Annotated in this window: 25 protein-coding genes and 1 pseudogene; 10 read left to right on the top strand and 16 right to left on the bottom strand. The window is 58.7% G+C overall.

Translation table 11 applies throughout. The annotated features are described in order from the left end of the window. Window positions 1-154 precede the first annotated feature (154 nt). Entirely contained in the window at window positions 155-541 is a 387-nt protein-coding gene (gene crcB / locus Q1J43_RS10485) for a fluoride efflux transporter CrcB (protein ID WP_301102445.1), read from the bottom strand. A 229-nt stretch (window positions 542-770) separates the two neighbouring features. On the opposite strand from crcB, the gene leuS reads away from it, so the two are divergent. From leuS to holA, 3 genes are read left to right on the top strand one after another with little or no spacing between them, the layout of a single operon-like run. Then, window positions 771-3419 carry a leucine--tRNA ligase gene (gene leuS, locus Q1J43_RS10490; RefSeq protein WP_301102446.1) on the top strand — a complete coding sequence of 883 codons (2649 nt, stop codon included), beginning with the start codon at window positions 771-773 and terminating at the stop codon, window positions 3417-3419. A gap of 19 nt (window positions 3420-3438) precedes the next feature. Continuing rightward, the gene (gene lptE / locus Q1J43_RS10495; protein ID WP_301102447.1) at window positions 3439-3948 is read left to right on the top strand and encodes an LPS assembly lipoprotein LptE; all 510 of its coding nucleotides are present in this window, start codon (window positions 3439-3441) and stop codon (window positions 3946-3948) included. A gap of 6 nt (window positions 3949-3954) precedes the next feature. Then, window positions 3955-4956: a DNA polymerase III subunit delta gene (holA, locus tag Q1J43_RS10500; protein ID WP_301102448.1), complete on the top strand. Its 1002-nt coding sequence runs from the start codon at window positions 3955-3957 to the stop codon at window positions 4954-4956. Window positions 4957-4981: 25 nt separating this feature from the next. Here holA and Q1J43_RS10505 read toward each other — a convergent pair whose 3' ends face one another. Next, window positions 4982-5215, bottom strand: coding sequence for a hypothetical protein (locus tag Q1J43_RS10505; protein WP_301102449.1), 234 nt, complete (start codon window positions 5213-5215; stop codon window positions 4982-4984). A 118-nt stretch (window positions 5216-5333) separates the two neighbouring features. Here Q1J43_RS10505 and Q1J43_RS10510 point away from each other — a divergent pair, with 118 nt between their 5' ends. Genes Q1J43_RS10510 through ybaK form a run of 4 tightly spaced genes read left to right on the top strand, consistent with a single transcriptional unit; the run spans window position 5334 to window position 8559 of the window. Next, entirely contained in the window at window positions 5334-6590 is a 1257-nt protein-coding gene (locus Q1J43_RS10510) for a glutamate-5-semialdehyde dehydrogenase (protein ID WP_301102450.1), read from the top strand. A gap of 31 nt (window positions 6591-6621) precedes the next feature. Beyond that, window positions 6622-7113, top strand: a complete 492-nt coding sequence (locus tag Q1J43_RS10515; protein ID WP_301102451.1) for a methylated-DNA--[protein]-cysteine S-methyltransferase — start codon at window positions 6622-6624, stop codon at window positions 7111-7113. Then, window positions 7100-8014 carry a site-specific tyrosine recombinase XerD gene (gene xerD / locus Q1J43_RS10520; RefSeq protein ID WP_301102452.1) on the top strand — a complete coding sequence of 305 codons (915 nt, stop codon included), beginning with the start codon at window positions 7100-7102 and terminating at the stop codon, window positions 8012-8014. The genes Q1J43_RS10515 and xerD overlap by 14 nt, the downstream gene beginning before the upstream one ends. A gap of 56 nt (window positions 8015-8070) precedes the next feature. Next, entirely contained in the window at window positions 8071-8559 is a 489-nt protein-coding gene (ybaK, locus tag Q1J43_RS10525; protein ID WP_301102453.1) for a Cys-tRNA(Pro) deacylase, read from the top strand. 13 nt (window positions 8560-8572) lie between these two features. Here ybaK and Q1J43_RS10530 read toward each other — a convergent pair whose 3' ends face one another. Further along, the gene (locus Q1J43_RS10530) at window positions 8573-8929 is read right to left on the bottom strand and encodes a dihydroneopterin aldolase (RefSeq protein ID WP_301102454.1); all 357 of its coding nucleotides are present in this window, start codon (window positions 8927-8929) and stop codon (window positions 8573-8575) included. A 114-nt stretch (window positions 8930-9043) separates the two neighbouring features. Here Q1J43_RS10530 and plsY point away from each other — a divergent pair, with 114 nt between their 5' ends. Further along, window positions 9044-9670 carry a glycerol-3-phosphate 1-O-acyltransferase PlsY gene (gene plsY / locus Q1J43_RS10535; RefSeq protein ID WP_301102455.1) on the top strand — a complete coding sequence of 209 codons (627 nt, stop codon included), beginning with the start codon at window positions 9044-9046 and terminating at the stop codon, window positions 9668-9670. On the opposite strand, the gene tsaD is transcribed toward plsY, so the two are convergent. Next, complete coding sequence (gene tsaD / locus Q1J43_RS10540) at window positions 9659-10684, bottom strand: tRNA (adenosine(37)-N6)-threonylcarbamoyltransferase complex transferase subunit TsaD (RefSeq protein WP_301102456.1); 1026 nt, start codon at window positions 10682-10684, stop codon at window positions 9659-9661. The two genes, plsY and tsaD, sit on opposite strands and share 12 nt — an antisense overlap. 187 nt (window positions 10685-10871) lie before the next feature. On the opposite strand from tsaD, the pseudogene Q1J43_RS10545 reads away from it, so the two are divergent. Further along, window positions 10872-11084: pseudogene (locus Q1J43_RS10545) on the top strand (hypothetical protein); the annotation flags it as partial. A 274-nt stretch (window positions 11085-11358) separates the two neighbouring features. Here the strand turns inward: Q1J43_RS10545 and Q1J43_RS15915 are convergent. The 12 genes from Q1J43_RS15915 to Q1J43_RS10600 form a co-directional block, all read right to left on the bottom strand. Continuing rightward, window positions 11359-11562 (bottom strand): DUF1524 domain-containing protein, encoded by a 204-nt coding sequence (locus Q1J43_RS15915; RefSeq protein WP_366141880.1) that lies wholly within the window; start codon window positions 11560-11562, stop codon window positions 11359-11361. Continuing rightward, complete coding sequence (locus Q1J43_RS10550; RefSeq protein WP_301102457.1) at window positions 11517-11756, bottom strand: hypothetical protein; 240 nt, start codon at window positions 11754-11756, stop codon at window positions 11517-11519. Before Q1J43_RS10550 ends, Q1J43_RS15915 begins: the two co-directional genes overlap by 46 nt. After that, complete coding sequence (locus tag Q1J43_RS10555) at window positions 11753-12874, bottom strand: hypothetical protein (protein ID WP_301102458.1); 1122 nt, start codon at window positions 12872-12874, stop codon at window positions 11753-11755. The genes Q1J43_RS10550 and Q1J43_RS10555 overlap by 4 nt, the downstream gene beginning before the upstream one ends. 42 nt (window positions 12875-12916) lie before the next feature. After that, window positions 12917-13186: a hypothetical protein gene (locus Q1J43_RS10560; protein ID WP_301102459.1), complete on the bottom strand. Its 270-nt coding sequence runs from the start codon at window positions 13184-13186 to the stop codon at window positions 12917-12919. Then, on the bottom strand, window positions 13176-13439 hold the full coding sequence (locus Q1J43_RS10565) for a BrnT family toxin (protein ID WP_301102460.1): 264 nt from the start codon (window positions 13437-13439) through the stop codon (window positions 13176-13178). The genes Q1J43_RS10560 and Q1J43_RS10565 overlap by 11 nt, the downstream gene beginning before the upstream one ends. 275 nt (window positions 13440-13714) lie before the next feature. Beyond that, window positions 13715-13939: a hypothetical protein gene (locus tag Q1J43_RS10570; protein ID WP_301102461.1), complete on the bottom strand. Its 225-nt coding sequence runs from the start codon at window positions 13937-13939 to the stop codon at window positions 13715-13717. 18 nt (window positions 13940-13957) lie between these two features. Then, entirely contained in the window at window positions 13958-15544 is a 1587-nt protein-coding gene (locus Q1J43_RS10575; RefSeq protein WP_301102462.1) for a Fic family protein, read from the bottom strand. Further along, entirely contained in the window at window positions 15541-16914 is a 1374-nt protein-coding gene (locus tag Q1J43_RS10580; protein ID WP_301102463.1) for an McrC family protein, read from the bottom strand. The genes Q1J43_RS10575 and Q1J43_RS10580 overlap by 4 nt, the downstream gene beginning before the upstream one ends. A 13-nt stretch (window positions 16915-16927) precedes the next feature. Continuing rightward, window positions 16928-19582, bottom strand: a complete 2655-nt coding sequence (locus Q1J43_RS10585) for an AAA family ATPase (protein WP_301102464.1) — start codon at window positions 19580-19582, stop codon at window positions 16928-16930. Beyond that, window positions 19582-22281, bottom strand: a complete 2700-nt coding sequence (locus Q1J43_RS10590) for a DEAD/DEAH box helicase family protein (RefSeq protein ID WP_301102465.1) — start codon at window positions 22279-22281, stop codon at window positions 19582-19584. Before Q1J43_RS10590 ends, Q1J43_RS10585 begins: the two co-directional genes overlap by 1 nt. Window positions 22282-22284: 3 nt before the next feature. After that, window positions 22285-23919 (bottom strand): site-specific DNA-methyltransferase, encoded by a 1635-nt coding sequence (locus tag Q1J43_RS10595; RefSeq protein ID WP_301102466.1) that lies wholly within the window; start codon window positions 23917-23919, stop codon window positions 22285-22287. 13 nt (window positions 23920-23932) lie between these two features. Beyond that, entirely contained in the window at window positions 23933-24151 is a 219-nt protein-coding gene (locus Q1J43_RS10600; RefSeq protein WP_301102467.1) for a helix-turn-helix domain-containing protein, read from the bottom strand. 182 nt (window positions 24152-24333) lie between these two features. On the opposite strand from Q1J43_RS10600, the gene Q1J43_RS10605 reads away from it, so the two are divergent. Then, on the top strand, window positions 24334-24534 hold the full coding sequence (locus tag Q1J43_RS10605; protein WP_301102468.1) for a hypothetical protein: 201 nt from the start codon (window positions 24334-24336) through the stop codon (window positions 24532-24534). Window positions 24535-24539: the final 5 nt, after the last annotated feature.

Consider the following 24539-nt stretch of genomic DNA (forward strand, 5'->3'; position numbering starts at 1 on the left):
AATCGGTTGTCATGCGGTAGCCAACCCGCGCATATCAGACTGATCAACCGTCGGCTTGCCGCCCGTTCTGCTACCCACACACTGGACGATGATCTAAAACTGGGTTCTTGGAAAACTTGACAGGTCAATACATATCAGTCGATTGACGCTTGCTTCACGGTGAGTTTTTGAGCAGGTACACGGTACCGATTCCAGCGAAGGTCATCAGCACCGATCCGACGACATGCGCCGCAACAGCACCAAGCGCCCAGGAAATTCGCCCCTGCTGCAACAGCATGGTGATCTCGGCGGAAAACGTTGAAAACGTGGTCAGGCCACCGCAAAAACCGGTGATCACCAGTAGGCGCCATTCCGGCGAAATCGCCGAAAAGGTCGCGAAGAAAGCAAGGCTAATCCCGACGACATAGGCGCCGACCAAGTTGGCCGCAAGCGTCCCGGGAGGGATTGTTGGAAAGATGCTGTTGAGCTTGCTGCCAAGCTGCCAGCGCAACAGGGTGCCAAGCACCGCGCCGAGACTGATCGCCAGGATCGATTTCCACATCGCACTATCCTGATCACATGTTTAATCTGCGGACGAGCCACAGGAACAGCGCCCGCCTTGTGTCATGCCAACGGCCTAGGGAGGAATGCCATCTCCTGGCGGGGAATATACCACCGGCCCATGGGATTTGGAAACTCGCTTTGTCCTTTGACAAGGCTCCTTCCTTCCGGCCCGCTGTGGCAAACCGCGTATAATTCGCCGGTTAGTCTATTTCTGAGCTTTGCCCGCCATGCAGGAAAAATACCAGCCCCAAGAGATTGAACTCGCCGTCCAGGCGCACTGGAACAAGACGGGTGCCGCGCGTGTCAGCGAAGGTAGCAGTAAGCCCAAGTACTACTGCTTGTCGATGTTTCCCTATCCGTCGGGCAAGCTGCACATGGGACACGTGCGCAATTACACGATTGGCGACGTACTGGCGCGGTTCCACGCGATGCAGGGCTTTAACGTCATGCAGCCGATGGGTTGGGATGCCTTCGGCATGCCCGCCGAGAATGCGGCAATCCAGAACAAGGTGCCGCCGGCGCAGTGGACCTACGCCAACATCGAGTACATGAAGGGGCAGCTCAAGCGGCTTGGCTTTGCCATCGACTGGGAGCGTGAACTGGCGACCTGCAAGCCTGATTATTACCGCTGGGAGCAGTGGCTGTTCACCCGCCTTTATGAAAAAGGCATAATCTACAAGCGCCTCGGCACAGTCAATTGGGATCCAGAAGACCAAACCGTGCTCGCCAATGAGCAGGTGATCGATGGGCGCGGCTGGCGTTCGGGCGCGTTGATCGAGAAGCGCGAAATCCCGATGTACTGCATGAAAATTACCGCTTACGCCGAAGAACTGCTGGCGGATCTTGACCAACTCGGCGGCTGGCCGGAGCAGGTCAAGCTGATGCAGAAGAACTGGATCGGCAAGAGCTTCGGTTGCGATGTAGGCTTTCCCTACGATGCTGCTTCGATCGGCGCCGAGGGTGTGCTCAAGGTGTTCACCACACGTCCAGATACGCTGATGGGCGCGACCTATGTTGCTGTAGCGGCCGAACACGCTTTGGCGACACAGGCGGCCATCAACAATCTCGAGTTGTGCGAATTTATTGCCGAATGCAAGCGCGGCGGCGTTGCCGAAGCCGATATGGCGACGATGGAAAAGAAGGGGATGGCGACAGGGCTTTACGTGATCCATCCGCTCAATGGCGAAAAACTACCGGTGTGGGTCGCCAACTACGTGCTGATGGGCTATGGCGAAGGTGCGGTGATGGCCGTCCCGGCGCATGATGAGCGCGATTTTGCTTTCGCCACCAAGTATGGGCTGGAAATCCGCATGGTTATTGGCTCGCCGAGTGATGCTTATAAACAGGTCAGCGCCCCGTGGAACGAGGCGTATGCCGAGCCTGGCGTTTGTGTCAATTCCGGCAAGTACGACGGCCTTGATTTTCAGGCAGCGTTTACCGAGATTGCCGGCGACCTTGCGGCCAAGGGACTAGGTGCCAAGCGCACACAGTTCCGGTTGCGCGACTGGGGCATCTCGCGTCAGCGCTACTGGGGCTGTCCGATTCCGATCATTCACTGTGCCGCTTGCGGTGACGTACCGGTGCCTGACGCGCAACTACCGGTGGTGCTGCCGGAGAACGTGACGGTGACCGGCGCCGGCAGTCCGCTGGCCAAGATGCCAGAGTTCTATGAATGCAGTTGCCCGAAGTGTGGCCGGTCGGCACGTCGCGAGACCGATACGATGGATACTTTTGTCGAGTCGTCGTGGTATTTCCTGCGTTATTGTTGCCCGGATAACGACCAGGCGATGGTCGACGAACGTGTCGCCTACTGGTGCAAAGGAGGCATCGACCAATACATCGGCGGCATCGAGCACGCCATCTTGCATCTGCTCTACTCGCGTTTCTGGACCAAACTGATGCGCGATGTCGGCCTGTTTGGTGATCACCAACTTGGCGAACCCTTTGCCAACCTGCTCACTCAGGGCATGGTTGTGGCACCGACCTTCTATCGCGAGGACGCCACTGGCAAGAAGGCGTGGATCAACCCGGCCGATGTCGATTTCACCAGCGACGAGCGCGGCCGGCCGGTGGGTGCGAATTTGCGCGCCGATGGCCTGCCAGTGCTTATCGGGGGCATCGAGAAGATGTCGAAATCGAAAAACAACGGCGTCGATCCACAGTCGTTGATCGATCAGTTTGGCGCCGACACGGCGCGCCTGTTCATCATGTTCGCTGCGCCTCCGGATCAGTCACTGGAATGGTCTGACGCCGGCGTCGAAGGGGCGTTTCGCTTCCTCAAGCGGGTCTGGCGGATCGTCTTCGAGCACGTCTCGGGTGGCCTCGTGGCCGCCTGCGCGAGCGGCGAGGTGAGCGCACTGACCGATGAGCTAAGAACCTTCCGTCGCCAGTTGCATCAGGTCATCGGCAAGGTGACCGACGACTATGGGCGGCGCAAGCAGTTCAACACGGCCATCGCTGCTGTGATGGAGCTGCTCAACGCCTATGGGAAACTCGCCGCCGACTCGACGAGTTCGTCGAGCGCGACGAGCGCACGCGCGGTCAGGCAGGAGGCGCTGGAGGCCATAACGCTGATGCTCTATCCGATCGTTCCACACGTCTGCGAAGCGTTATACGCCGAACTCAAACCCGGCCGGGCGGCGGCTGAGCAAGCGTTCCCGAAAGTCGATGCAAAAGCGCTGGAGCAGGACGAAATCGAGCTGATGTTGCAGATCAACGGCAAGCTGCGCGGCAGCCTGCGCGTTCCCGCTGGCGCCGACCGCGCGGCCATTGAAACGGCGGCGCTAGCCAGTGAAGTGGCGCACAAACACCTTGCCGGGAAAGCGCCCAAGAAGTTGATTGTCGTTCCGGGCCGGCTGATCAATATCGTTGTGTGAATTGCCGAGGACTGCAAAGATGCGCTCAACGCTGCGTTTAACTTTATTTGCTCTGGCCACAACGCTTGTCGCAGGCTGCGGCTTTCAATTGCGCGGCTCCTATGCTCTGCCCTACGAGAGTATTTTTATTGCCGGCCCCGACTATTCGCTGATCGTTGCCGGTTTGAAACGCGCCATCCGCTCCTCGGGTTCAACCCGTCTTGCCGAAACTGCCGGAGACGCGCAGGCGACCTTCCTGCCTACGGTGGACGCCAAGGAGCCGATCATTCTCTCGCTCTCCAGTGCCGGCCGCGTGCGTGAAAAACGGCTGCGTTATCGTTATGGCTACCGCATTGTTGATGATAAGGGGCGTGATCTGGTGCTGCCTGGAACGGTCGAGTTGAGTCGTGATCTGACCTATGCCGACTCCGACGTGCTGGCCAAGACCCAGGAAGAAGATCTGCTTTGGCGGGATATGGAAAACGATCTGGTGCAGCAGTTGATGCGCCGACTGGCAGCCGTCAAACCAATGCCTCCGATGGTGGAGTAAAGCGGCATGCAACTTAAGGGTGAGCAACTGGCAGCCCATCTTGAGCGTGATCTGAAGCCGGTCTATGTTGTCTATGGCGACGACCCATTGCTGGTCATTGAGGCGGCCGACACCATTCGCGCGGCGGCTCGCCATCGCGGTTTCGACGAGCGTGAAGTGCTCACCGCCATAGCCGGATTTAACTGGATTGAACTGCACCATGCGGCGGGTAATATGTCGCTGTTTGGCGGTCGGACACTGATCGATCTACGCATTCCAACGGGCAAACCGGGGCGTGAGGGCGGCGCGGCAATTCAGGACTACTGCGCCAATCCCTCACCCGATGCTCTCTTGCTGGTGACCTTACCCGGGCTTGACTGGAGCGAAGAAAAAGCTGCCTGGCTGAAGGCGCTGGCCGAGGCCGGCGTTGCCGTCAAGCTGATTCCTCCCAATCTGGCTGAATTACCGGCGTGGATTTCCGGTCGCCTGCGCCGCCAGCGGCAGGGCGCGGATAACGAAGGGCTGCGCTTCATTGCCGAACGTGTCGAAGGTAACCTGTTAGCCGCACATCAGGAAATCCTCAAGCTTGGTCTGCTTTACCCGGTTGGCGAACTCACGCTGCAACAGGTGCAAGAGGCGGTGCTTAACGTTGCCCGCTACGACCTTGACGGTCTGCGCGAAGCGCTGCTGGCCGGCGATGTGGCGCGCCTGACCCGGACGCTGGACGGCTTGCAGCAGGAAGGCGAAGCGCCGCCCCTGGTGCTTTGGGCGATGACTGAAGAAGTGCGGGCGTTAGCCCAGGTCAAAGCCGGTCTGCAACAGCGCCAGTCGGTCGATGTCATGCTCAAGGAGGTTCGCGTCTGGGGTGTGCGACAACCGTTGTTCAAACGTGCCTTGCAACGCATCGATGCCCCCCGGGCCAATGCTGCTCTGGCGCATGCGGCGCTGATCGATCGGATGATCAAGGGAGCTGCCGGGGCCGGGGATGTGTGGGATGAGTTTTTGCGTCTCGGTCTGCGAATCTGCTGACTGCCCCGGTCTGGCTCAATAACGGTTATTCCTTGCTGGCCGGCTCGTCAGGCGCCAGATGTTCCCACAGGCAGTCATCGCGCCATTTGGCTTCCTGGCTTAGGCCCTGGCAGCATTTGCCTTGTACCAGGCATTCGCCTTCGCAGCTTTCAGAGACGACGACCACTCGCAGTTCAGGATCGATCTCGCGCTCACCGTCCCAGTAGCTACAGGTTGCGCAAACTTTCACTTCAGCGGGGACAATCAGTTTTGTAGTCATGGTCCATACGTGCAAGATTTGATAGCGGTCAGAGTGCATCTCTTGCCAATGGTTCCGCTGAGGGTTTTGTTCGATCGCTGGCTATAATCATGTTTTGGGCCCAGAAAGAAGGTCAGTCGTGGAACTCCAGCAGTATATGCAGCGTGTCGGGCGCCAGGCGCGCGAAGCTTCGCGTGTCATCGCCCGTGCCGACAGCCAGGTCAAGAACGAAGCACTGCGTGCCATCGCCACCGCCATCCGGCGCGAATCGGCTGCGCTGCTTGCCGCCAACCGGGAAGACCTGGTCGCCGCCCGCGCCGCTGGTCTCGAACCAGTCATGCTTGAGCGTCTGACGCTGTCCGAGAAAAGCGTTGCCGCCATGGCTGAAGGCGTCGAACAAGTGGCCTCGCTGCCCGACCCGGTGGGCGAAATCAGCGAACTGAAATTTCGCCCGAGCGGAATTCAGGTCGGCAAAATGCGCGTCCCGCTGGGCGTCATCGGCATCATTTACGAAGCCCGTCCGAACGTGACGGCCGATGCCGCAGCACTGTGCCTGAAATCGGGTAACGCCGCCATTTTGCGCGGCGGTTCCGAAGCGATCCGCAGCAATCGCCTAATCGCCGCGCTGGTCCAGGAGGGGCTAGCCGCCGCAGGCCTGCCGGCCAACGTCGTGCAGGTGATCGACACCACCGACCGCGCCGCTGTCGGCCATCTGATCACCATGCGCGACTACGTCGATGTGATCGTTCCACGTGGCGGCAAAGGGCTGATTTCGCGCCTGCTGGCCGAGTCGCGGGTGCCGATGATCCAGCATCTGGACGGCAACTGTCACGTTTATATCGACGACGATGCCGATGCCGACAAGGCGCTCTCCATCGTCGAGAACTCGAAGACGCAGCGCTACGGCACCTGTAACACCGCTGAATCCCTGCTGGTTGCACGTTCCGTCGCCGTTCGCCTGCTGCCGCCGATTGCGGCCATGCTGATGGGTAAAGGCGTCGAAATCCGTGGTTGCGCCGAAACGCAGGCGCTGGTCAGCGCAGCCAAGGCGGCGACCGAGGAGGACTACGCCAGCGAGTTCCTGGCGCCGATCATTTCGGTCAAGGTGGTGACTGGCCTTGGCGAGGCGATTGAGCACATCAATCGTTACGGATCGCATCACACCGAAACGATTGTCAGTGAGAACTACGCCAACGCAATGCGTTTCCTGCGCGAGGTCGATTCAGCATCGGTCATGGTCAACGCCTCGACGCGCTTTGCCGACGGTTTTGAATACGGCCTCGGTGCGGAAATCGGCATCTCGACCGACAAGATACACGCCCGTGGCCCGGTCGGGCTTGAGGGGCTGACCAGTCAGAAATGGATCGTGCTCGGCAATGGACAGGTACGTAGCTAAAGCACTTGCAACAACACCCGCAGGGGGCAGCATGAAAAATTTGATGCGCGCGCCGGTCAGTGAGACCTATCAGGCGATCGTCGCCGCCCCAAGTTTCTGCCTCGGGCTGCGCGGTGACGACTGCGAACTTCATTCCCTTGTCTATCTCGAACCCGGCCCCGAAGTGCCGCCAAGGAACCCTTTAGCGGCGGAAGCCGCGCGCCAGTTGCGCGCTTATCTGATTGATCCCGGTTTTATCTTCGAACTGCCGCTGCGGCCCTCGGGAACCGCCTTTCAGCGGCGTGTCTGGGAACAGATTATCGCGATTCCCAGTCGTCAGACGAAGAGCTACGGTGAACTGGCCAGGATCCTGCACAACGCGCCACGGGCGGTCGGCCAGGCCTGCGGCGCCAACCCTTTTCCACTCATCGTGCCCTGCCATCGGGTGATCGCCACCGGCGGCGGACTGGGTGGTTTTGCCCGGCAGCGCGGCGGCTTTCTGCTTGACGTCAAGCGTTGGCTGCTGGCTCATGAAGGACACTGAAACGGGTGTGGACGCACAGACGGAGATTGATGCCTTCTGCGACACCCTATGGCTGGAGGATGGGTTGGCCAAGGCGTCGCTGTCCAGTTATCGCAGCGACCTGATCCATTTGTCGACCTGGCTGCGTGAGCAGGAACTGGCTTCGCTTTGCCAGGCCGATGAGCCGGCGCTTACGCACTTTGTCGCCACGCTCTCGCACACTCTGCGCGCCACATCGCAGGCGCGCTACATTTCTACCCTGCGCCGCTTCTATCGTTACCTGCTGGCGCATGGGCGCATCAGTGCCGATCCGACGCTGAAGATCGCTATGCCGGTCAAACCCTCACGTCTGCCGAAGGTGCTTTCCGAAGTGCAGGTTGAGGCTCTGCTCGCTGCGCCACGAGTTGACACCAGCCTTGGTTTGCGCGACCGGGCCATGCTCGAAACACTTTATGCCACCGGCTTGCGTGTTTCGGAACTGGTCGGGCTGAAGCTGCACGAAGTGAATTTTGACATGGGCGTCGTCCGGGTGTTCGGCAAGGGCAGCAAAGAGCGCCTGGTGCCTCTTGGCGAGGACGCCATCGCCTGGCTGCGGCGCTATCTTGCGCAAGGCCGCCCAGCACTGCTCGAGCGGCAGCAAAGCGATGATCTCTTCGTTACCACACGCGGATCGGCAATGACGCGCCAGGCCTTCTGGTACCTGATCAAGCGCTATGCTCGGCTGATCGGAATGGATGACGCACGACTGTCGCCGCATGTCATGCGGCACGCTTTCGCCACGCATCTGCTCACCCATGGCGCCGACCTGCGGGTGGTTCAGTTGCTTCTCGGGCACTCCGATATTTCGACGACGCAGATTTACACGCACATTGCCCGCGAACGGCTCAAGTCCTTGCATGCCCAGCACCACCCGCGCGGCTGAAGCGTCAGCGCATCTGTTATCCTTTGCCAGGAATATCGTGTTTCAGGAGTATTAGCATGCGATCCGAAAACGCCCCGGAAACTCCGGCGACAAAATTTTTGCAGCAACATGGCATCGCCCACTCCAATCATCTCTACGACTACGAAGAGCATGGCGGGACAAAAATATCGTCGCGCGAACTCAATGTCGACGAGCATGCGGTGGTCAAGACGCTGGTGATGGAAGACGAATCCGGGACGCCCCTGATCGTGTTGATGCATGGCGATTGCAAAGTGTCGACCAAGGAACTGGCGCGCCAAATCGGCTGCAAGAAGATCGAACCGTGCAAGCCGGAAGTCGCCAACCGGCATACCGGTTTTCTGGTCGGTGGTACCAGCCCGTTCGGAACCAAAAATAAAATGCCGATATGCATCGAGAAAAGCATCCTCGATTTGCCTCTGATCTACATCAACGGCGGCCGCCGTGGCTATCTGGTCGGCGTGCATCCGCACGATCTGCTGCGCGCGCTGTTGCCGAAAATTGTGCAGGTCGCGTTAAAGGGCTGAGAAGATCAGCCAATCAGCTCGTTACGCCGCGTTCGATCACGACGCCGATACGTCGAACGCCGCGCATCACGCCCAATTTGGCGATTGAGACACGTACCCAGGTGGCGCCGAACTCTTCGAGCAGAAGTGTGGCTACGTACTCGGCCAGCTTTTCGAGCAGGTTGAAGTGTCGCGTCTCCAATTCATTGCGCAGGCGATCAACGACAACGGCATAGTTGATGGTGTCGCCAACATCGTCGCTGGCCCCGGCGCCGGCAGTGGAGATACCGATCTGCAAGGAGATCTCGACCGTCTGGGGAACCGCCTTTTCGCGCGGGTAAATCCCGATCAGGGTCGATAGGTGAAGGTCGTCGATAAAGATGATGTCCATGTGGGAGAGGGTCTGGGCGGTGTAGAATTGCCGGTCGGGCGGAAAGACCTAACCCGATAGTGTGCGCATTCTAACCCAGGCTGTCAGCCATCCTTCCAGTTTACGGAATTCCCCATGTCCAATGCCCTGATCGCTCTATTAGCCGTGCTTATGGCCTATCTCTTGGGATCCGTCCCGTTTGCCGTGGTCTGCAGTCGGTTTTTTGGATTGGCTGACCCGCGCAGCTATGGTTCAAAGAATCCAGGCGCGACCAACGTCCTGCGCAGCGGCAACAAGGCTGCTGCCGCAACAACCCTGTTCGGGGATATGGCCAAGGGCTGGTTGGCGGTTTTTCTGGCCCAGACCTATGGCCCTGATTACGGTTTCGAAGAGAGTTTCGTCGGCTTCGTCGCGCTGGCCGTCTTTTTTGGGCATCTGTACCCGATATTCCTGAAATTCAAGGGTGGAAAAGGCGTAGCCACCGCTGCTGGCGTGTTGCTGGCCATCGATCCACGGCTTGGTCTGGCAATCTTCGCCAGCTGGCTGTTGATTGCCACCCTGCTGCGCTACTCTTCGTTGGCGGCACTGGTTTCAGCGGCGGCGGCACCGCTTTTCGCTTTTTTTCTCTGGGGCAGCGATGTCAGGTTGCTGGCCGTCGGGATCATTGCCATGGCCTTGATCGGCAAGCACTGGCAGAACCTGCAACGGCTGATGGCGGGAACCGAGCCGAAGATCGGCGCCGGTAAAAGATCAGCCCGTTAATTCGGCCAACGGCCAGCGTGGCCGCACGGCGAAGGCGCCAGCCGGCTTGATCGAGCATCCAGCCTGAAAGCGCAAGGCGCCAGCCAGGGCGATCATGGCGCCGTTATCGGTACAGAACTCAAGCTCGGGGTAGAAAACGGAAATTCCCAGGCGTGCCGCTTGCGCATTGAGCTGACGGCGCAGTTCGCGGTTGGCGCCAACGCCACCGGCGACGACCAGCCGCTTCAGACCGCTTTGCCGCACGGCGTGCATCGACTTGCTGACCAGCACGTCGATGATGGCATCCTGAAAGCCGCGTGCGATATTGGCGCGCTGCTGCTCGTCGAGATTCCCCATCTCGCGCACCTTGGTTAGCACAGCCGTTTTAAGGCCGCTAAAGCTGAAGTCGAGGTCGCCGGAATGCAGCATCGGGCGCGGCAGTTTTACCGTGTCCGGCTGCCCGTGCTCGGCCAGTTCGGCCAGCGCCGGGCCACCGGGGTAGGGCAGGCCAAGCAATTTGGCGGTCTTGTCAAAGGCTTCGCCGGCTGCGTCGTCAAGCGTCTCACCGAGCAACTGGTACTCGCCAACACCGGTAACACGCATCAACTGACTGTGTCCGCCCGAGACCAGGAGCGCGATGAACGGGAAACACGGCGGTGTGCGCGACAGTAGTGGCGATAATAAATGACCTTCGAGGTGGTGTACCGGCACCGTCGGGATGCCCAGTGAGGCCGCCAGCCCTTCGGCAAACGCAGCGCCAACCAGCAAGGCACCTGCCAGTCCGGGGCCCTGCGTGTAGGCGACGGCCGCAAGCTCGGTGAGCGAGTGGCCGCTATCGCGCATTACCTTACGCAGCAAAGGCACGGCGCGCCGGATGTGGTCGCGCGAGGCCAGCTCCGGGACGACGCCACCGTATTCTCGGTGCATAAGAATCTGAGAGTGCAGGGCGTGTGCAAGGAGAAGGCCGCCAGCGTCGGGGCTGTAGAGCGCAATCCCCGTTTCGTCGCAAGAGGATTCAATTCCAAGAATCAGCATGGGCGGCATTCTAACCTGACGTGCGCCAGCGCCAAGCAAAAGAAACAACAAAGTCTGGCCCTCCGCTGGTCAGGGCAATCGATTACGCAAATGTCATAAGCCAACGCATAAAAACTTTTACGATCAGAAACTTATTGATCAAGCAAATATGACCTGAACAATATGTGCCTTACGCCATGATGAAGCCATGGGTAACCTGGCGATGATCGAGGCAAAATTTCAAGCGCTGTCTGGACGGCTGGATGAAGCGGCGTTGCGCATGTGGGCAGCCACTGAAGCACGTAGCCTTGGACGTGGAGGCGTTAGCGCCGTGGCCAAGGACGCGAATCTGTTACGCGATCTTGATGCACTGGCCGAGCCCACCTCGCGCGGCGATCCGATGGGGCCGGAGTATTCCTGCGCCTTGAGGCCGGAATTGGCGCGGAGCTGGTCGGCGGCGTCCCACAGGCGCTTTTCAAGCAAGGTGGAAGCGGCGTCTTTTACTGAAGGGGCGATCCATTGCATGCGGCTGATTCTTTCGGTTGCCGGTGACGGCCAAAACATTCGCTGGAGTTATTGGAGATCGGTCATTGTATGAGACCACCTCGTTGAGTCAATCCTTTGTCATGTAGTGTAGGCAAGAAAAAAGCCCCAACCGGTTAGTGTTGGGGCTTGATCTGGTGGCGTGCAGTTTGCTACCGAACGACTCGCTGTTGGGGCCAATGAGTAACGCTGCGGGCATCTGCGGTTCCCCACTGATCCCGCTGCTCTTCCGTGAAATTCTTGATCCACTGGCTGGTTTTGGCCGGCGTCTGCGGCAGGATGTGCTCGACGTTGATCTCATCGGGCAAGTTCAGCGAGGCTGCGTGGCTGGCCAGCAGGCATTCCAGCCGTAGCAATACGTATTTGTGGCAAAGCGTCGACCGTAGATCGCCCCGTCCAGCAGGGTTGCCAGTTGCCTGCCGTCAAAATCGAACACCTTGCTGGCCAGCACGTCATCGGGAACCTTGGCCGCATCAATGGCTTTCAGCACATCGTTCATATTGTTAATGCGCTGGTTGCACGATCTAACCTTGTTCGTTGGGCCACTCATCGCCCGGGTAGCCCTTTACGTTCCATGTACGGTAAAAGCGCTTTGGTAATGTCCGGTGTATTGCGAATTTCACGCTGACCGCTCTGAAGCGACGATGCCTCGCTCAAACACTGGGCAGGCGTGGGCACGATGGCGTTGTCTAAATTGGCACCGCCAAATCGGCGTAGCACGCTCTCGCTCGTAACCTTTCCCGTCTGGACTATTACCATCCGAAGATAGGATTGCTTTTCTGCTTCTCCGCCGTCCGAGATGTGGCGATTGCCTATTTCATCGAATGCCTGCCCTGCTGCCTTTAGGTACCCATCGTTTCGCGACCGCCATGCAGTAACCTCCTTCACCACTGCCTGGGCTACATCGCCACCCACACGTGCGCATAGAGTCTTTGCCGAGTCTATTGCCATGCCTCGCGCCATCACAGTCGCAGCATCCTTCTCTAGCAAAGGGGGCAATTCTTCAGTGAAACGATTGAATTCGGATGGAACACTTGGCATAACGTTTAGCTTGCTGATTATTGGAGTTCCGTACTTCACCCAATTTTCGTTCCACGTTTCCACGGGGCTTTCGAAGGTAAAGATGTTGATGTTGTCGGTCACATCATTCGCAACAATGAATTTATGGACGATGATCGGTTTAAGCCCCGGAGGTGCATCCCGATAACGGAAGAAAGTGCGCTCGAAGTCTCCTTGGGTACTTTTCTGAAGCATTAGCACCTCCTCCTTTTTGTGTGCATCAAGGAACGGTTTCAGGTAGACAAGTGCTAGCTTTTTCGCTGAGATTCCACGAATGCGTTGAGAGCCACTGATGTGTTGAATAGTTACCCCCATCTCGAACTGCTTTGCGCGAGAAAACACCTCGGGGCTTGCCGCATAAGTGGTAGCGGGGATTCCCGCGATGTTCTCCGTCATCTCCTGTTCAGTCCAGCCAATAGGCTTAAGGAAAACGACGTTTTTGTACAGTTGCCAACCGAATCCTTCAGGTGGCAGTGGTAGCTGGGACTTCATTGCCTCTCGTACTTGATTCCTAGTTGGCGAGGACGTCGAAGTATTCTGTGCCGATGCAAAAGGCAGCCAAGACAACAGCGCCACAAGCAATGCAACACGTTTCAGAAAATGGTTCATGCTCCAGGCGTTCCGTGTGAAATGAGAGGCACAACGTTGAGTTCAGCGGTGCGCGGCACCTGCGCGCGTCCGTTGGCACGGCAAGTTAGAAGCGGTCGCCTCAAGACGCTCGGCTAGCCAGACCTTAATAACAGACTGCCTTGTAACCCCCAGCTTGCTAGCTTCGCGATCAAGCGAGTCAATCATCCAAGTTGGAAAGTCCACATTCACCCGCTTCTGCTCTTGCAGCACGCGCTTAGCTTTGGACAAGTCCAAAGTAGCCGTAATGTCGACACCCTCGTCAAACTGTTGCTCGAACTTTTTAGCTTTCATAAAGTACCACCTCTTCTGTGCGTGCGCGACGAACGGATATCAATCGGATATTTGCCCCGCGGTAGGTAATGACTGCTGACCAATGCTTGCCATCGATAAGCCCAATCACGAGGCAGCGCGGCTCATCATCCGTTTTTGCAGGGATCTCCAACAGCATCGGGTCGCTCCAGAGACTCTGCGCTTCAACAAAATCTATGCCGTGTTTCGTGCGATTGGACTCACTCTTTGCTGTGTCAAATTCGAAGAAATTCATAGTATAGAAACTATACCTTAATTGGCATCAAGTCGCTAGTCAACTTGATCCTTCCCGCACTCGGTCACCCTCATGCAGTTGCGCTTCGCTTCGTTTGCTATGATCAACTTACGGGAGGACTTTCACCTCCAAGATCGCGCCCATGCTGGGCGCACAATGAAAAAGGCCTCCATTTCTGGAGGCTTTGGTGCTACTGGTGGCGTGCAGTTTACAACCGAATTACTCGCTATTGGGGCCAATGAGCACTGGTGCGGGTTGCTGCGGCAATGTGCTCACTAGCCCTCGATCACCCGCGCCACGTCGCCGTGACACTCGGCACACTTGCCCACTAGCAGCAGGTCGCCACCCTTGATGGTCCCGGTGAAATTGGTGATCGTCACTTCGTGGCGGCATTGCCCGCACCAGACATTGGCCAGCAGGCGCTGGCGGATATCTGCGGGGATGGACTCCCAACGCTGGCGGGCGGGGCGGGTGAAATCGGGAAGATTCTCAACGGCCATGGCTCATTCCTCCGGATTTCAACTTGCGCCACCACCAGGATGCGTATCCAGCCAGCGTTGCCCAAGGGGGGTCAGGCGGTAACGCTGACTGCGGCTGTTGGGCTTGTCGGGCAGGGTCATTTCGATGACGCCCAGCTCCAGCGCCGGTGCCAAATAGGTCTTGCGAAAATGCTCCCGGTCGGCCAGCCCTAGAGCATCCTGAATTGCCTGCCGGGTCATTTCCCCCTCTATCTGTGCCAGCAGCATTCCCACTTGCGGGGTGACTTGCGGGGTGACTTGCGGGGTGACTTGCGGGGTGACTTGCGGGGTGACTTGCGGGGTGACTTGCGGGGAGTCTGCTGGAGGAACAAGCGCCAGCGGATGTCGCGGCAAACGGATCACAAACGAGAGGCGGTCGTCGTCCGTCTCAAACAGCGGTGCGGGCGAGCCGTTTGCCGCCATTTCCTTCAGAATTTTCGGGATGCCGGTGGATCGCCCTTCGGTCATCTCCAGTTCCTTGAGGAATTCCCCAATCCGCCGGTTGCGGTAGCGGCGGCTGACAAGACGCCCCGCCTGAAAGTCCTCCAGCCGGATCGACCGATCCGGGCCGGGGAAGCTCAAGATCACCAGTTCGTCGTTGCCGATGCGCACCTCAATGGGCTCACGCTCCTCGTAGGACCGGTGATAGACCGCGTTGACCAAGGCTTCCTCGATGGCGGCGTAGGGGAAGTTCCAGACCCGCGTGGCCTCGGCGCGATCCGGATGCTTGATGACCGTCTCGCGCAGGTAGTTGCGCTGAATGTAGCTCAAGGCCTCGCGCGTCATCCGCGCCAGTGGGCCCTTGAAGATCTTTTCCTCGAAGCGATCACCGCCCGCGCCCTCGGGAAACCAGACCACATCGATCTGCACGCTGGGGAAAAATCGCTCCGGCGTCTCATTGAAAAACAGCAAACCCACGTTCTTGGGCCACGGTGACTCGGTAGGCCCGCCCGCTACGTTCATCTGTCGCGCCAATGCCTCGACCGACAACCCGGGCGCGTCCGCCGCCAATGCGCTATCCACCTCTTGCAAAAATGCCTGCATCAGGGGTTTGGACAGATCCTCGATCCGTGCCGACTGGTTGTAGCGGTCGTCGAATGGCACCTTGGCGGCCAGGCTCAATAATTCCTGCTCGGTCTCGCCCTTGGCTTCCACAGTGCTGCTGTACCGGCGGATGTAATAGCGCCACACCTTGTGCTTGGCCGTCACCGACTCCGGTGCCTTGTAGGGACGGTTCTGGCCGCCCGGCGCCCACAGCACGATAAGCTTGCGCCCCTCAACTTCCTCAACACTCAATACCGGGAAGTACGGCGGCTGGATCAACTGGCAGTAGGCCAACAGTTCCCGCTGAATTTTGTCCAACTGCTTGTCTGGCACCCCCCCCGGCGGAAACACCGGCTGGCCATTGGCGTCGCAATCCTGCCCGATCACCACATAACCGCCGCCGAGGTTTTCGAAGTCGTTGGCAAATGCGCACACGGTGCGGATGATCGGGTCCGGGTTCCATCCAGCCTTGTACTCGATACGGTCGCCCTCGACCGTGCGCTGGCGCAGCAGGTCATTGAGGTTGATGGGAAGTTTCGTCATATGAAGGCCGCCTCTCTGGGTTGGCTGGCAGGTTCGGGGATCGCACGTTGTATTGGTACCCGGGACATAAGGCTCGCATCAAGGCTGCCGCAAGGTGGCAGCAGCAAGCGCTTTTCCCGCAAGCAAAACGGCAGAACCCACAAGCGCAGCCCCTCAGACTTTGGAAATTCAAATACCGGCAGCGGTTGGTCAAACGACGACGTCATGGGATAAACCAACGCCAGCACTCCGACACCGTCAAGGTAGCTTTGGCCGTAGGCTTGCAGCTGATAGAAGTCGGACTGGGAAAGCCCGTACTTGTCAGAACCGTTTTCCTTCACGGCATCGAGCAACTTCCACTTTGTGTCCAACACCAGTCGATTGGCTGTGTCATCGTGAATGAGCAAATCTGGCTTCATCCGGAACCAGTCTTGCTCTTGATGGCGCACCAGGTAGTGGCTGCGGGCCTGGGTCTTGAGCACAAGGCCAGTGGTGACCTGCTTTTGCAGATGCTTGGCAACGAAGGCCTCAAACAGAGCCTCCATCGGGAACAGAAGGGATGGCGCGGAATGATTGCCCGAACCGGTCATCGGGGATTCATTGCCCAGGATCAAGCGTGCCCATGCCAACGCTGTTTCGTAATGCGCCATGCTACGGTCGATGTGCACTCGCTGAAAATCGGCACCTGGCTGCTCAGACACAGGGACATCCGCAAAAACGAATGCCAACTCACGGGCCAGCTTCTGGTTTTCCTGGGTAGAGGTCAGTCGAAGGGCTTGCCGGAGAGCAGCATGAAGCAGGCGGTTTTCCGGGCGGTCAGTGGTGAACTCATCGAACTGCGTGAAAAACCGATCGGCCCGAAACTGGTTCTGGCGCAAGTGCTGCCCTACCATCAACTTGCCGCGCAGCGCGAAAAGATTATCTTGTCTGACAGCGTAATCGCTGTGAAGCCCACGTTTGACTACCTGGTCAGTCGCACGCAGAAATTCGGAGATGAAGACCTCCAGCAACGGCATACGGCGGGCCAACAGTCTGGCTTTGTCTGTTTGCACATGCCGGAAGCGTTGCAGGCAGCAGAGCATATCAATCAGGAATTGCCGAGCTTCCGTCGCGCCACCGCCGATGGCTTTACCCACCTTGGGCAGCACCTCAATCTGAAAACCGTTCGGTGCGCGCAGTACACCTACAAAACTGGTTACTTGGACTGCGCGCATACCTTTGCGCTGAGACAACCTAACCCAGGAACCTTCGCCCCTGTCCGCAATGCGCAAAGCCTCGGACTCCAGCCATTCGAACACCACGGCGGGAACACCATGAATCCCATCGGCACTCGCGCCCCCGATGTTCCCTGATACCAGGGCGTCGAATTCATAGATGGAGAGGCTGTTCATCGCTCTGAGCCAATCAGTCAGCCAGTGGCTCGTAGATGCCAATGTACGCACTGGGACTGGCCAGAGCATCATCATTCTTGCGGAACCGTCTCTTGGTGGAGAAGGTATCCAGACCGTGGTCACGGCCAAAAAGCCCGATCAAATCGTCCTCGTGGTCAGGGCTTTCGGTGATGAACTGAGCGGCCACGGGCTTTTGGTTGTCGGCCAATACCAAGCGGATCTTCTGCCAGTCCTCAAAGAAGTATTCTTCCAGCAACGGAATGATCCGGTTACGGAAAACATCCTGCAAGGCATCCAATCTGGCCTGGCCGTCAGCGATTTCCTTCAGGCCTGTGAAATAGGCATGACCGATGCAGTGATCGCGGTCGTAGAGGGCTTCGATGCGCTGGTTGATTACGGCCAGCATTTTCGGAATATTGATGACTTCGCTATCCATTGAAACGCGCAGACCTGCCAGCGGGGCATCTGCATCGTCACGGGCATCCGGAAGGATAGGGAGAAAATCGAATCTGCGGCGCAGCGCCGTGTCCAGCAGCGCCAGTGAACGGTCTGCTGTGTTCATCGTACCGATGATGTCTACGTTGGCCGGGACGCTGAATGTCTCTCCCGAGTAGGGGAGCGTCACCGTCACCGCATTAGCACCGCCCTCGCGCTTGTCAGCCTCGATCAGGGTAATCAGTTCACCGAAAATCTTGCTGATGTTGCCCCGGTTGATTTCGTCGATGACCATCGCAAAACGCTGATCCGGTGCCAGTCGGGCACGGCGGCAGAGGTCTTTGAACACCCCGGATCGGATCTCATACTGCACATCGGATTCTTCTGCGCCGCCGGTCAGCACAGGGCGCAGGCCCTCGACAAATTCCTCGTAGCCATAGGATTGATGGAAGGTGACGAAGGCGTATCGCTGCACTGCCCCAACAGGCTCGGGCCCCTTCTTCATCTCATCGACCAACTCCGTGAGGTGCGCACAGTCGTCTTCCCAATCACCGGCGAACTGCCAGAACGAGCTCTCGGTCTTGTCGAAAATCGCCGGTGAAATTCGCACCTTCATATTGACCGTAGCGGACTCATCAACGGTGTGGTTTTGCAGCGTGCGCCACAGAGTGTTCTGGATGACGCTGAGCTTTGCTCCCTTCTTCGCGGCCACGGCCTGGGTAAAGGGATGCTTGGCAATATCGCTGACCTTCGCGGTTGCTGACTTGCCACCCATCTCGTATAGCGCGGCAGCGGCAACCTCCCACCATTTCAAATGCGAGAAGTTGTCCGCGATGAACTGCTGGCGCCACTCATCACTGGATACATCGGAGGTGGCACGTTCGTAGTCACGCTTGAGCAGTTGCATCAATGCATACGTCTTGCCCGTGCCAGGAGGTCCATAGTAGATGACGTTTTTGCTCATGCCGCCTCCTTGAGCTGCCAGTTTCTGAGTTACCGTTGCCTGTTGTGTTGGCGATTCATCAGCATCTGAGCCGAACTTCCAGGCTGCAAGCGACAGACTCGGAAAATCGTGGACGGGGAAACGGTTGCTGGCAAACTCCCCCTCAAGTTGTTCAACCAGTTCAAGGTAACGCTCTGCACTGCAGGGTGCGCCTTGGCCAGGCTTCAGAATCTGGATGCCCAACTTGCTTTCGAGGTAATCGCGCGACTGCCCATCCAGCGTCAGGTAGTGCCAGGGCAATACCCAATAGAACCCTTGGCTCAGGTTCCAGGACGTGCCGCGAATTTGAATGGCAGCGTTGTATGCCTCGATGAATTCGTTGCGGGTTGTGCCGTTCTCGTCGTCGGCCAGGTTGATCGCGGCCTCAAAGACGCGCCAGAGCTTTTCGATGTCATCGGGCTTGCGCCGGTACGCGTATGAGAAAAACCAGGAGTTCTGCGGATTGAGGATGGGAATGCCGTCAAACGACGTCGGCGGACCGTTGTCGATGCCGATCATCTTGGCCAACTGCCCGGCAATCGTCGTCCGGTTTTTGTTGGTGACCTTGCCACGATTGAATCCGCCCATCAGGGTGAATGGGCAAATATCATCCAGCGCGATTCTGTTTTTCGCCGGGTTTTCGTCGTTGGTGAGGTAGGTCAACAGAGGCTGTGTCTCTGCCAGCGTTCGCAGGCCGTCAATCAGAGGAGCACGGTTGTGCCGGTACTCGAGCAGCTTGCGGGCAAAGGCTTCGTAGAACTCGGTCCATGCGAACTGGTTCGACGTCGACTGATCGCCGTAGCGGTCTTTCCAATACGGGGCATTGCGAAACCGGTCGATGTCCTGGGGCTGCCCCTTGAAGGTGAAGTCAATCAGCCCTTCGGTGCACCAGTCCGTAGATTCCACGCGCCAGACGGTCAGTCGGTTGGTGTAGAAACACCAGATGCGTGGAGGATCGACTTTTTCCCAGTCGACTTTGACGCGCTTACCATCTTGCATGTTCTCGGTGATGGTGCCGATGGCCTTGATCGCCATGACCGAAACAGGCTGCCCCTTGGCATCAAAGGGCAGGTTGTGCTTTTGGGTATAGGTAGACTTGATGGCGATGCGCTGACCGGGGCGCATGGATTTGACCTGATCCAGATAGCGGTCGTCGTATCCGTTTTCCCAAATGCCATCAGCAAGGAATCGTGGTGTTTGATCATTGGTGCGGTCGTAGCTTGCACCGACGAACCAGTATGTCTCGGCCATCAAAGCTTCTCCTCGATCCATTCCCACCGCTTATCCTTGACCATCACGAACCGGCAACGGCCCTCCGACAGGTTGGCCCACAGGCCCCCGATCAAACGATCATCCTCAGCCCCGTTCCAGCGATCAGCCCCCTTGTACTCCACCGCCAGAATCACTCCGGGCTTGTCTGCACTGCCGGGCAACTGGCAAAGAAAATCGGGATAGAACCGGCCATCGGCTTTCTGCAGGAAGAACGAACTGCCTTCGCGCCGAACCAGGTTGCGTACCCAGAACTGGATGCGCCCCTGCTGCGCCCACATATCCAATTTGCAGGCGCACTCGAATTCCTCCTTGCTGTCGAAGTCGCCCATCCGCCCATAGAAGTGCTTGCGGAAATCAAAATGGCCAAAGCGCCCATCGTAGTCGCGGCTGGGGGCGTAGGCCTGGGCGTGAAACTCGAAGGCATATTGATCGGTCACCGCCACCCGCGTGGCCGCATCGTCACCGAACAACGCCTGCTGAAATGCCTTGCCGACCGCCTGCTTGCGCAGTTCACGGATACGCGCCTCGACCAGATTACGGATCAGGAACTTCTGCAGGTTGGCGCGTGCCAGCGTGAAGCTATCCCGGCGAAGTAGATCGGTGAGCCACGCCGCGACAAAGGCCTGCTTGCTGGCATGGGTCAGCGACTGCTCGGGCAGGTTGCGGCACAGCCAGGTGGCGATGCGAACCTCATCCCAATGTTCAGGTTGATAGACGAGACCCAGATCGCGCTGCAATTCGGGCAGGAAGCGCGACACCATATGACCGCCCTCATCGATGTCGATCTCACCACCTTCCGACACCTTCAGTGCCGCACCCAATGCCGTCAGATCATCGGCTGTCGGCGCGGCATCGTAGGGAGACAAGTCCCACGGATACTCCAGCACCTCCGGATCATCAAATAGTGCCAGCTCGCCCTGCACGCGCAAGGCCAACTGCGGCACGCGGAAACGCTCACCCAACTCGGCGGGCGTCTGGAAGAACTCAATGGCCGTGGTGCGGCTGACTTCGGCGGCTTCAACAATCGCCGCCGCAGCGGTTTCGGAAGTAACCGAGGCCTTGAGCACTTCGGCCTCATCCTCCGTGAGCGGCGTACTGATGGTCAGTGTGTTGAGCTTGCCGTCCCAACTGACCTTGTCACGCACCGGCTTCGGCACGCTCTTCAGATCAGGTTTTTCGGACAAGGTAATCGCTACGGGCCGAACGACCACGCGCCCGGCGTGGCCCTCCAGGTCGAGCCGCGCCTGTTCGGCCTTGGCAGCAGTGACGAATTCCGTGACCTCGCGCCGCTCGAACCCGGCACCGGCTACCAGGCGGTCGCGCAGTGCGCCAGCCGTCTCGGCAAAGTTGCGCGACACCACGAAGGCATAGGATTGGTTCAATGCCCTGGCCTGCCGGTGGGCCGCATCAGGCTGACGCAACACACGCCCGAGCAACTGCTCCACCGCCGTGGCCGACGACAGCGATGCCATGCTCACCAGAATGTAAGCAAACGGGCAGTCCCAGCCCTCGGCCAGTGCCTTCTGGGTAATGACGAACTTCACCGGGCAGGCCGGGTCGGCGATACCCAGCTTGTAATCGGCATCGATCTGCTCCAGCCCCTTTTCCTCACCGGTGGCCACCACGATTTCGCTGGCGGGAATGCCGTGGTTAGTGATCAGCTCGTTCTTCACCTTCTCGAAATCCAACGTCTCGATGCCGGCGCGGCGCGGTTCAGACTGAATCAGCACCAGTGGGCGCAGGTAGGGAGCACCTGCCCGGCGTTCTTCATCCGCCAGCTTGTGCAGGGCATCGCGTCGGCCAATCGCATCGGCCAGACACTGCTGCCAGTTGGGTTCGGTTTCCAGCACTACCGGCAGCTTGATCATTTCTTCCGCCTTCAACTCGGCGGCGGATACGCTATGCAGTACGTTGCTGGGCGTGCGCTCCAGATCGGGCGTGGCGGTCAGCTCCATAACGCCGCTGGGGCGGAAGCGCGCCAGCATGTCGAAGGCCAGTTCGGTGCGGCTGTTGTGTGCCTCGTCCACCACCACGAATGGCCGGCGCAGGCGCAGCACGTTGGCCAGCGAATACGGCGTGGTGCGCTCGCTGCCCTCGCCATCGGTCAGTAACTCATCGCGCTGCGTCGGCGACAGGTTGTCGAAGTGGTGCATCAGTGCGCCGCTGGACTGGTACACCTTGCGGCACTCTTCCTCTTCTACCTGGAACGCCTGGCGCGTGGCGACGATCACCGTGGTCGAAGTATCCAGCGTGGCGCGGGTGACGCTCTTGGCCTCTTCGAGATCGAGCACCGTAATCGGCCCCGCCTCGCGCAGTGCGGCGTGATACGGGTGGCTACGATCCTTCAATGCTTTGATCGTCTGCTCGCGAATCGGCTTGCTGGGCACCAGCCACAGAATCACGCTGTGCTCGCAGCGCAGCAGATGCGTGTTGACGAGTTGGACGCTTTTCGCCGCCAGCCAGGTCTTGCCGCCGCCGGTAGGCACGCGCAGACAGAAGTACGGCATATCGGCCGGGAAGCCCGACAACGGGTGGTACGCATTGCCGCGCCCCCACAGGCGTTCGGTGGTGGCGGTGAAAGCAATCGAGGGTGACGGCAGTTCGTGGCATGCCTTGAAATAGGCCTCCACGCTGTCGAGCACTTGCTGTTGATAGATTTTCGGTGCGAATCCGGACATGGCTTACTCCTCCAACGCGTAAGGGGTTTGCTTGAAGGTGATGCCCTCGCGTGCGGCGCGGGCACCCATGCGGTTGGCGGCGGCGTAAATCACTTTCGGGCCGGCGAACTTCGGCAGCACATCGAACACCGGGCCGGTGAGCACATTCCCGCCGCCCACGGATTTGTCCTTGAGGATGCCGTTGTAGAGCAGATAGATGGCGCGACCGTCGTGGATGCCCAACAGCGGCGAATCGGCGGTACCGGTGAAGCCCGTGCCGGTTTCGGCAAACCAGACGAACTCGGCCAGTTGCGCGAATTTCACATCACTGCGGATCTGGCCGTCGGCGTCGAACAGGGGCTCGGCGGACAGGCGGCAGAATTGGAAGCCGCCGCCGAGGCCCTCTACTGTTTGCCCTTTGGCGTTGGTGTAGCCGTTGGCGATGCGTTTGACGCGTTCGGCAGTGAGGCTACTAGCAATGCCTTCATCCATTTCCACCAGAATTGATTTACGGTGACCACCATCCTCCGCGTTCTGCTTGAGCACAGCGTGACCGGTCGTGCCGGAACCGGCGAAGCTATCGAGCACGAGCGAATCCGCATCTGTTGCGATTTGCAGAATTCGCTGAATCAAAGCCGTCGGCTTTGGAGTAACGAAAAGGTCGCTGGATGCTCCCAAATTGAGAATCTGGCTGATTTCCTGCTTTGAATGCCGCGTGCTACCGACCTCCTGCCAAGGCCACAGCGTTCGGGGAACAACGCCATCTTTCACGTCGGTGAGGAAACGTTTAATTCCAGGACGATTGCTGCCTGTCTTACCCCACCAGATTCGATTGTCCCTATCCAGTTCCCAGAATTTTTCTTCACTCACTCGCCAGTAACTTCCTGATGGCGGACCATCGATCACCTTTCCTGAAGGAGTCGTGATCGCGTATCGACCTTGCGCATAGAAGTTGCGCGCAGCCAAGTCGCTGAGCAACCAAGGGCCACGTGGGTCGTTATCGGGATTCTTGTATCGCGCAATCATCGCTTCGCTGCGCGGCAAAGGGTTCGGTCGCCACTTGTCCTTGTTCGCGGCGTACAAAACAACGTACTCGTGATCTTCACTGAGATGCCGAGCGCTATTTTTGGGACTGTCCATCATGTTCCAGATGGCAGATGCGACGAAATTCTTAGCCCCAAATATCTCGTCCATCAGCAACCGTAACGTCGCCACCTCGTTGTCATCGATAGAAACGAAGATCGCGCCATCCTCGCGCAGAAACTGTCGCAGCAAGACCAGGCGCGGGTACATCATCGACAGCCAGCGGTCGTGCCGGTCCAGCGTCTCGCCTTCCTTGCCGACCACCTCGCCCAGCCACTTGCGAATCTCCGGACTGTTGACGTTGTCGTTGTACACCCAGCCCTCGTTGCCGGTGTTGTACGGCGGGTCAATGTAGATGCATTTCACCTGTCCGGCGTAGCGGGGCAGCAGGGCTTTGAGGGCGTGCAGGTTGTCGCCCTGTACGATCAGATTGCCGCTGGCCGCCGCGCAGTTTGCTGTACTGCCAGCGCCGACTTTCTCGCAGGACAGTTCCGGCACCGGTTCCAGCAGGCGGAACGGCACTTCCTTGTGGTGTTTGACGACGGCTTCTTTGCCGATCCAGTTGAGTGTGGGCATTCAGGCCATCCCTCTATTTTTTTCGCGGCGATGCCGGAGCAGCATCGCCGTGTTTTTCTTCATCCGCGCCACCGCCGCGTACCCACTCATCCACCTCGGAAACCTTGAATTTCCACAGGCGACCAACCCGGTGTGCCGGCAGCCCCTTGCGGTCAATCCACCGGTAAATCGAATCGCGTGTAACGCCCAGATGCTCGACGAGCTGTTCGACGGATACCCAAGGCTCAGCCATCGCTGCGCTCCTGCAACAGTTGATCGGATAGCATAAAGTCGGCTTTAGTAGCAAAGGTTGCAATCTATCAGGTCTGGCCTTTCCGGGGTAGTGTTTGATGCGAACCGCATCAGAAATAGCTTGGCTTCCCTGTAGAACAGCGCGTTCATGCTGGTGTCGTCAATCACATCACGGAGCCCAAGATGAACGCCAAGCCAACTGCACTCGACGCCTACCTCGCCCGCACCGCCGCCATCCACGCCAAGCTGGAACGGCTGCAGCAACTCGCCGACGACCATTTCGGTCATGACCCCGACGCCATCAACTGGGGCCACGTCGGCGACCTCGGGCGGGTAGAAGCTGGGTTGGACGATTTGCTGGCGATCTTCGGCGGCGACGAGTGACGACG

This window comes from Propionivibrio sp., from assembly GCF_029255185.1.
Classification (GTDB): Bacteria; Pseudomonadota; Gammaproteobacteria; order Burkholderiales; family Rhodocyclaceae; genus Propionivibrio.

Bases quoted from the DNA above. Each gene is read 5' to 3' on its own strand.
- crcB (WP_301102445.1), bottom strand. From the start codon at position 541: ATGTGGAAATCGATCCTGGCGATCAGTCTCGGCGCGGTGCTTGGCACC.
- leuS (WP_301102446.1), top strand. From the start codon at position 771: ATGCAGGAAAAATACCAGCCCCAAGAGATTGAACTCGCCGTCCAGGCG.
- lptE (WP_301102447.1), top strand. From the start codon at position 3,439: ATGCGCTCAACGCTGCGTTTAACTTTATTTGCTCTGGCCACAACGCTT.
- holA (WP_301102448.1), top strand. From the start codon at position 3,955: ATGCAACTTAAGGGTGAGCAACTGGCAGCCCATCTTGAGCGTGATCTG.
- Q1J43_RS10505 (WP_301102449.1), bottom strand. From the start codon at position 5,215: ATGACTACAAAACTGATTGTCCCCGCTGAAGTGAAAGTTTGCGCAACC.
- Q1J43_RS10515 (WP_301102451.1), top strand. From the start codon at position 6,622: ATGAAAAATTTGATGCGCGCGCCGGTCAGTGAGACCTATCAGGCGATC.
- xerD (WP_301102452.1), top strand. From the start codon at position 7,100: ATGAAGGACACTGAAACGGGTGTGGACGCACAGACGGAGATTGATGCC.
- ybaK (WP_301102453.1), top strand. From the start codon at position 8,071: ATGCGATCCGAAAACGCCCCGGAAACTCCGGCGACAAAATTTTTGCAG.
- Q1J43_RS10530 (WP_301102454.1), bottom strand. From the start codon at position 8,929: ATGGACATCATCTTTATCGACGACCTTCACCTATCGACCCTGATCGGG.
- plsY (WP_301102455.1), top strand. From the start codon at position 9,044: ATGTCCAATGCCCTGATCGCTCTATTAGCCGTGCTTATGGCCTATCTC.
- tsaD (WP_301102456.1), bottom strand. From the start codon at position 10,684: ATGCTGATTCTTGGAATTGAATCCTCTTGCGACGAAACGGGGATTGCG.
- Q1J43_RS10550 (WP_301102457.1), bottom strand. From the start codon at position 11,756: ATGAGTGGCCCAACGAACAAGGTTAGATCGTGCAACCAGCGCATTAAC.
- Q1J43_RS10555 (WP_301102458.1), bottom strand. From the start codon at position 12,874: ATGAACCATTTTCTGAAACGTGTTGCATTGCTTGTGGCGCTGTTGTCT.
- Q1J43_RS10560 (WP_301102459.1), bottom strand. From the start codon at position 13,186: ATGAAAGCTAAAAAGTTCGAGCAACAGTTTGACGAGGGTGTCGACATT.
- Q1J43_RS10565 (WP_301102460.1), bottom strand. From the start codon at position 13,439: ATGAATTTCTTCGAATTTGACACAGCAAAGAGTGAGTCCAATCGCACG.
- Q1J43_RS10570 (WP_301102461.1), bottom strand. From the start codon at position 13,939: ATGGCCGTTGAGAATCTTCCCGATTTCACCCGCCCCGCCCGCCAGCGT.
- Q1J43_RS10575 (WP_301102462.1), bottom strand. From the start codon at position 15,544: ATGACGAAACTTCCCATCAACCTCAATGACCTGCTGCGCCAGCGCACG.
- Q1J43_RS10580 (WP_301102463.1), bottom strand. From the start codon at position 16,914: ATGAACAGCCTCTCCATCTATGAATTCGACGCCCTGGTATCAGGGAAC.
- Q1J43_RS10585 (WP_301102464.1), bottom strand. From the start codon at position 19,582: ATGGCCGAGACATACTGGTTCGTCGGTGCAAGCTACGACCGCACCAAT.
- Q1J43_RS10590 (WP_301102465.1), bottom strand. From the start codon at position 22,281: ATGTCCGGATTCGCACCGAAAATCTATCAACAGCAAGTGCTCGACAGC.
- Q1J43_RS10595 (WP_301102466.1), bottom strand. From the start codon at position 23,919: ATGCCCACACTCAACTGGATCGGCAAAGAAGCCGTCGTCAAACACCAC.
- Q1J43_RS10600 (WP_301102467.1), bottom strand. From the start codon at position 24,151: ATGGCTGAGCCTTGGGTATCCGTCGAACAGCTCGTCGAGCATCTGGGC.
- Q1J43_RS10605 (WP_301102468.1), top strand. From the start codon at position 24,334: ATGAACGCCAAGCCAACTGCACTCGACGCCTACCTCGCCCGCACCGCC.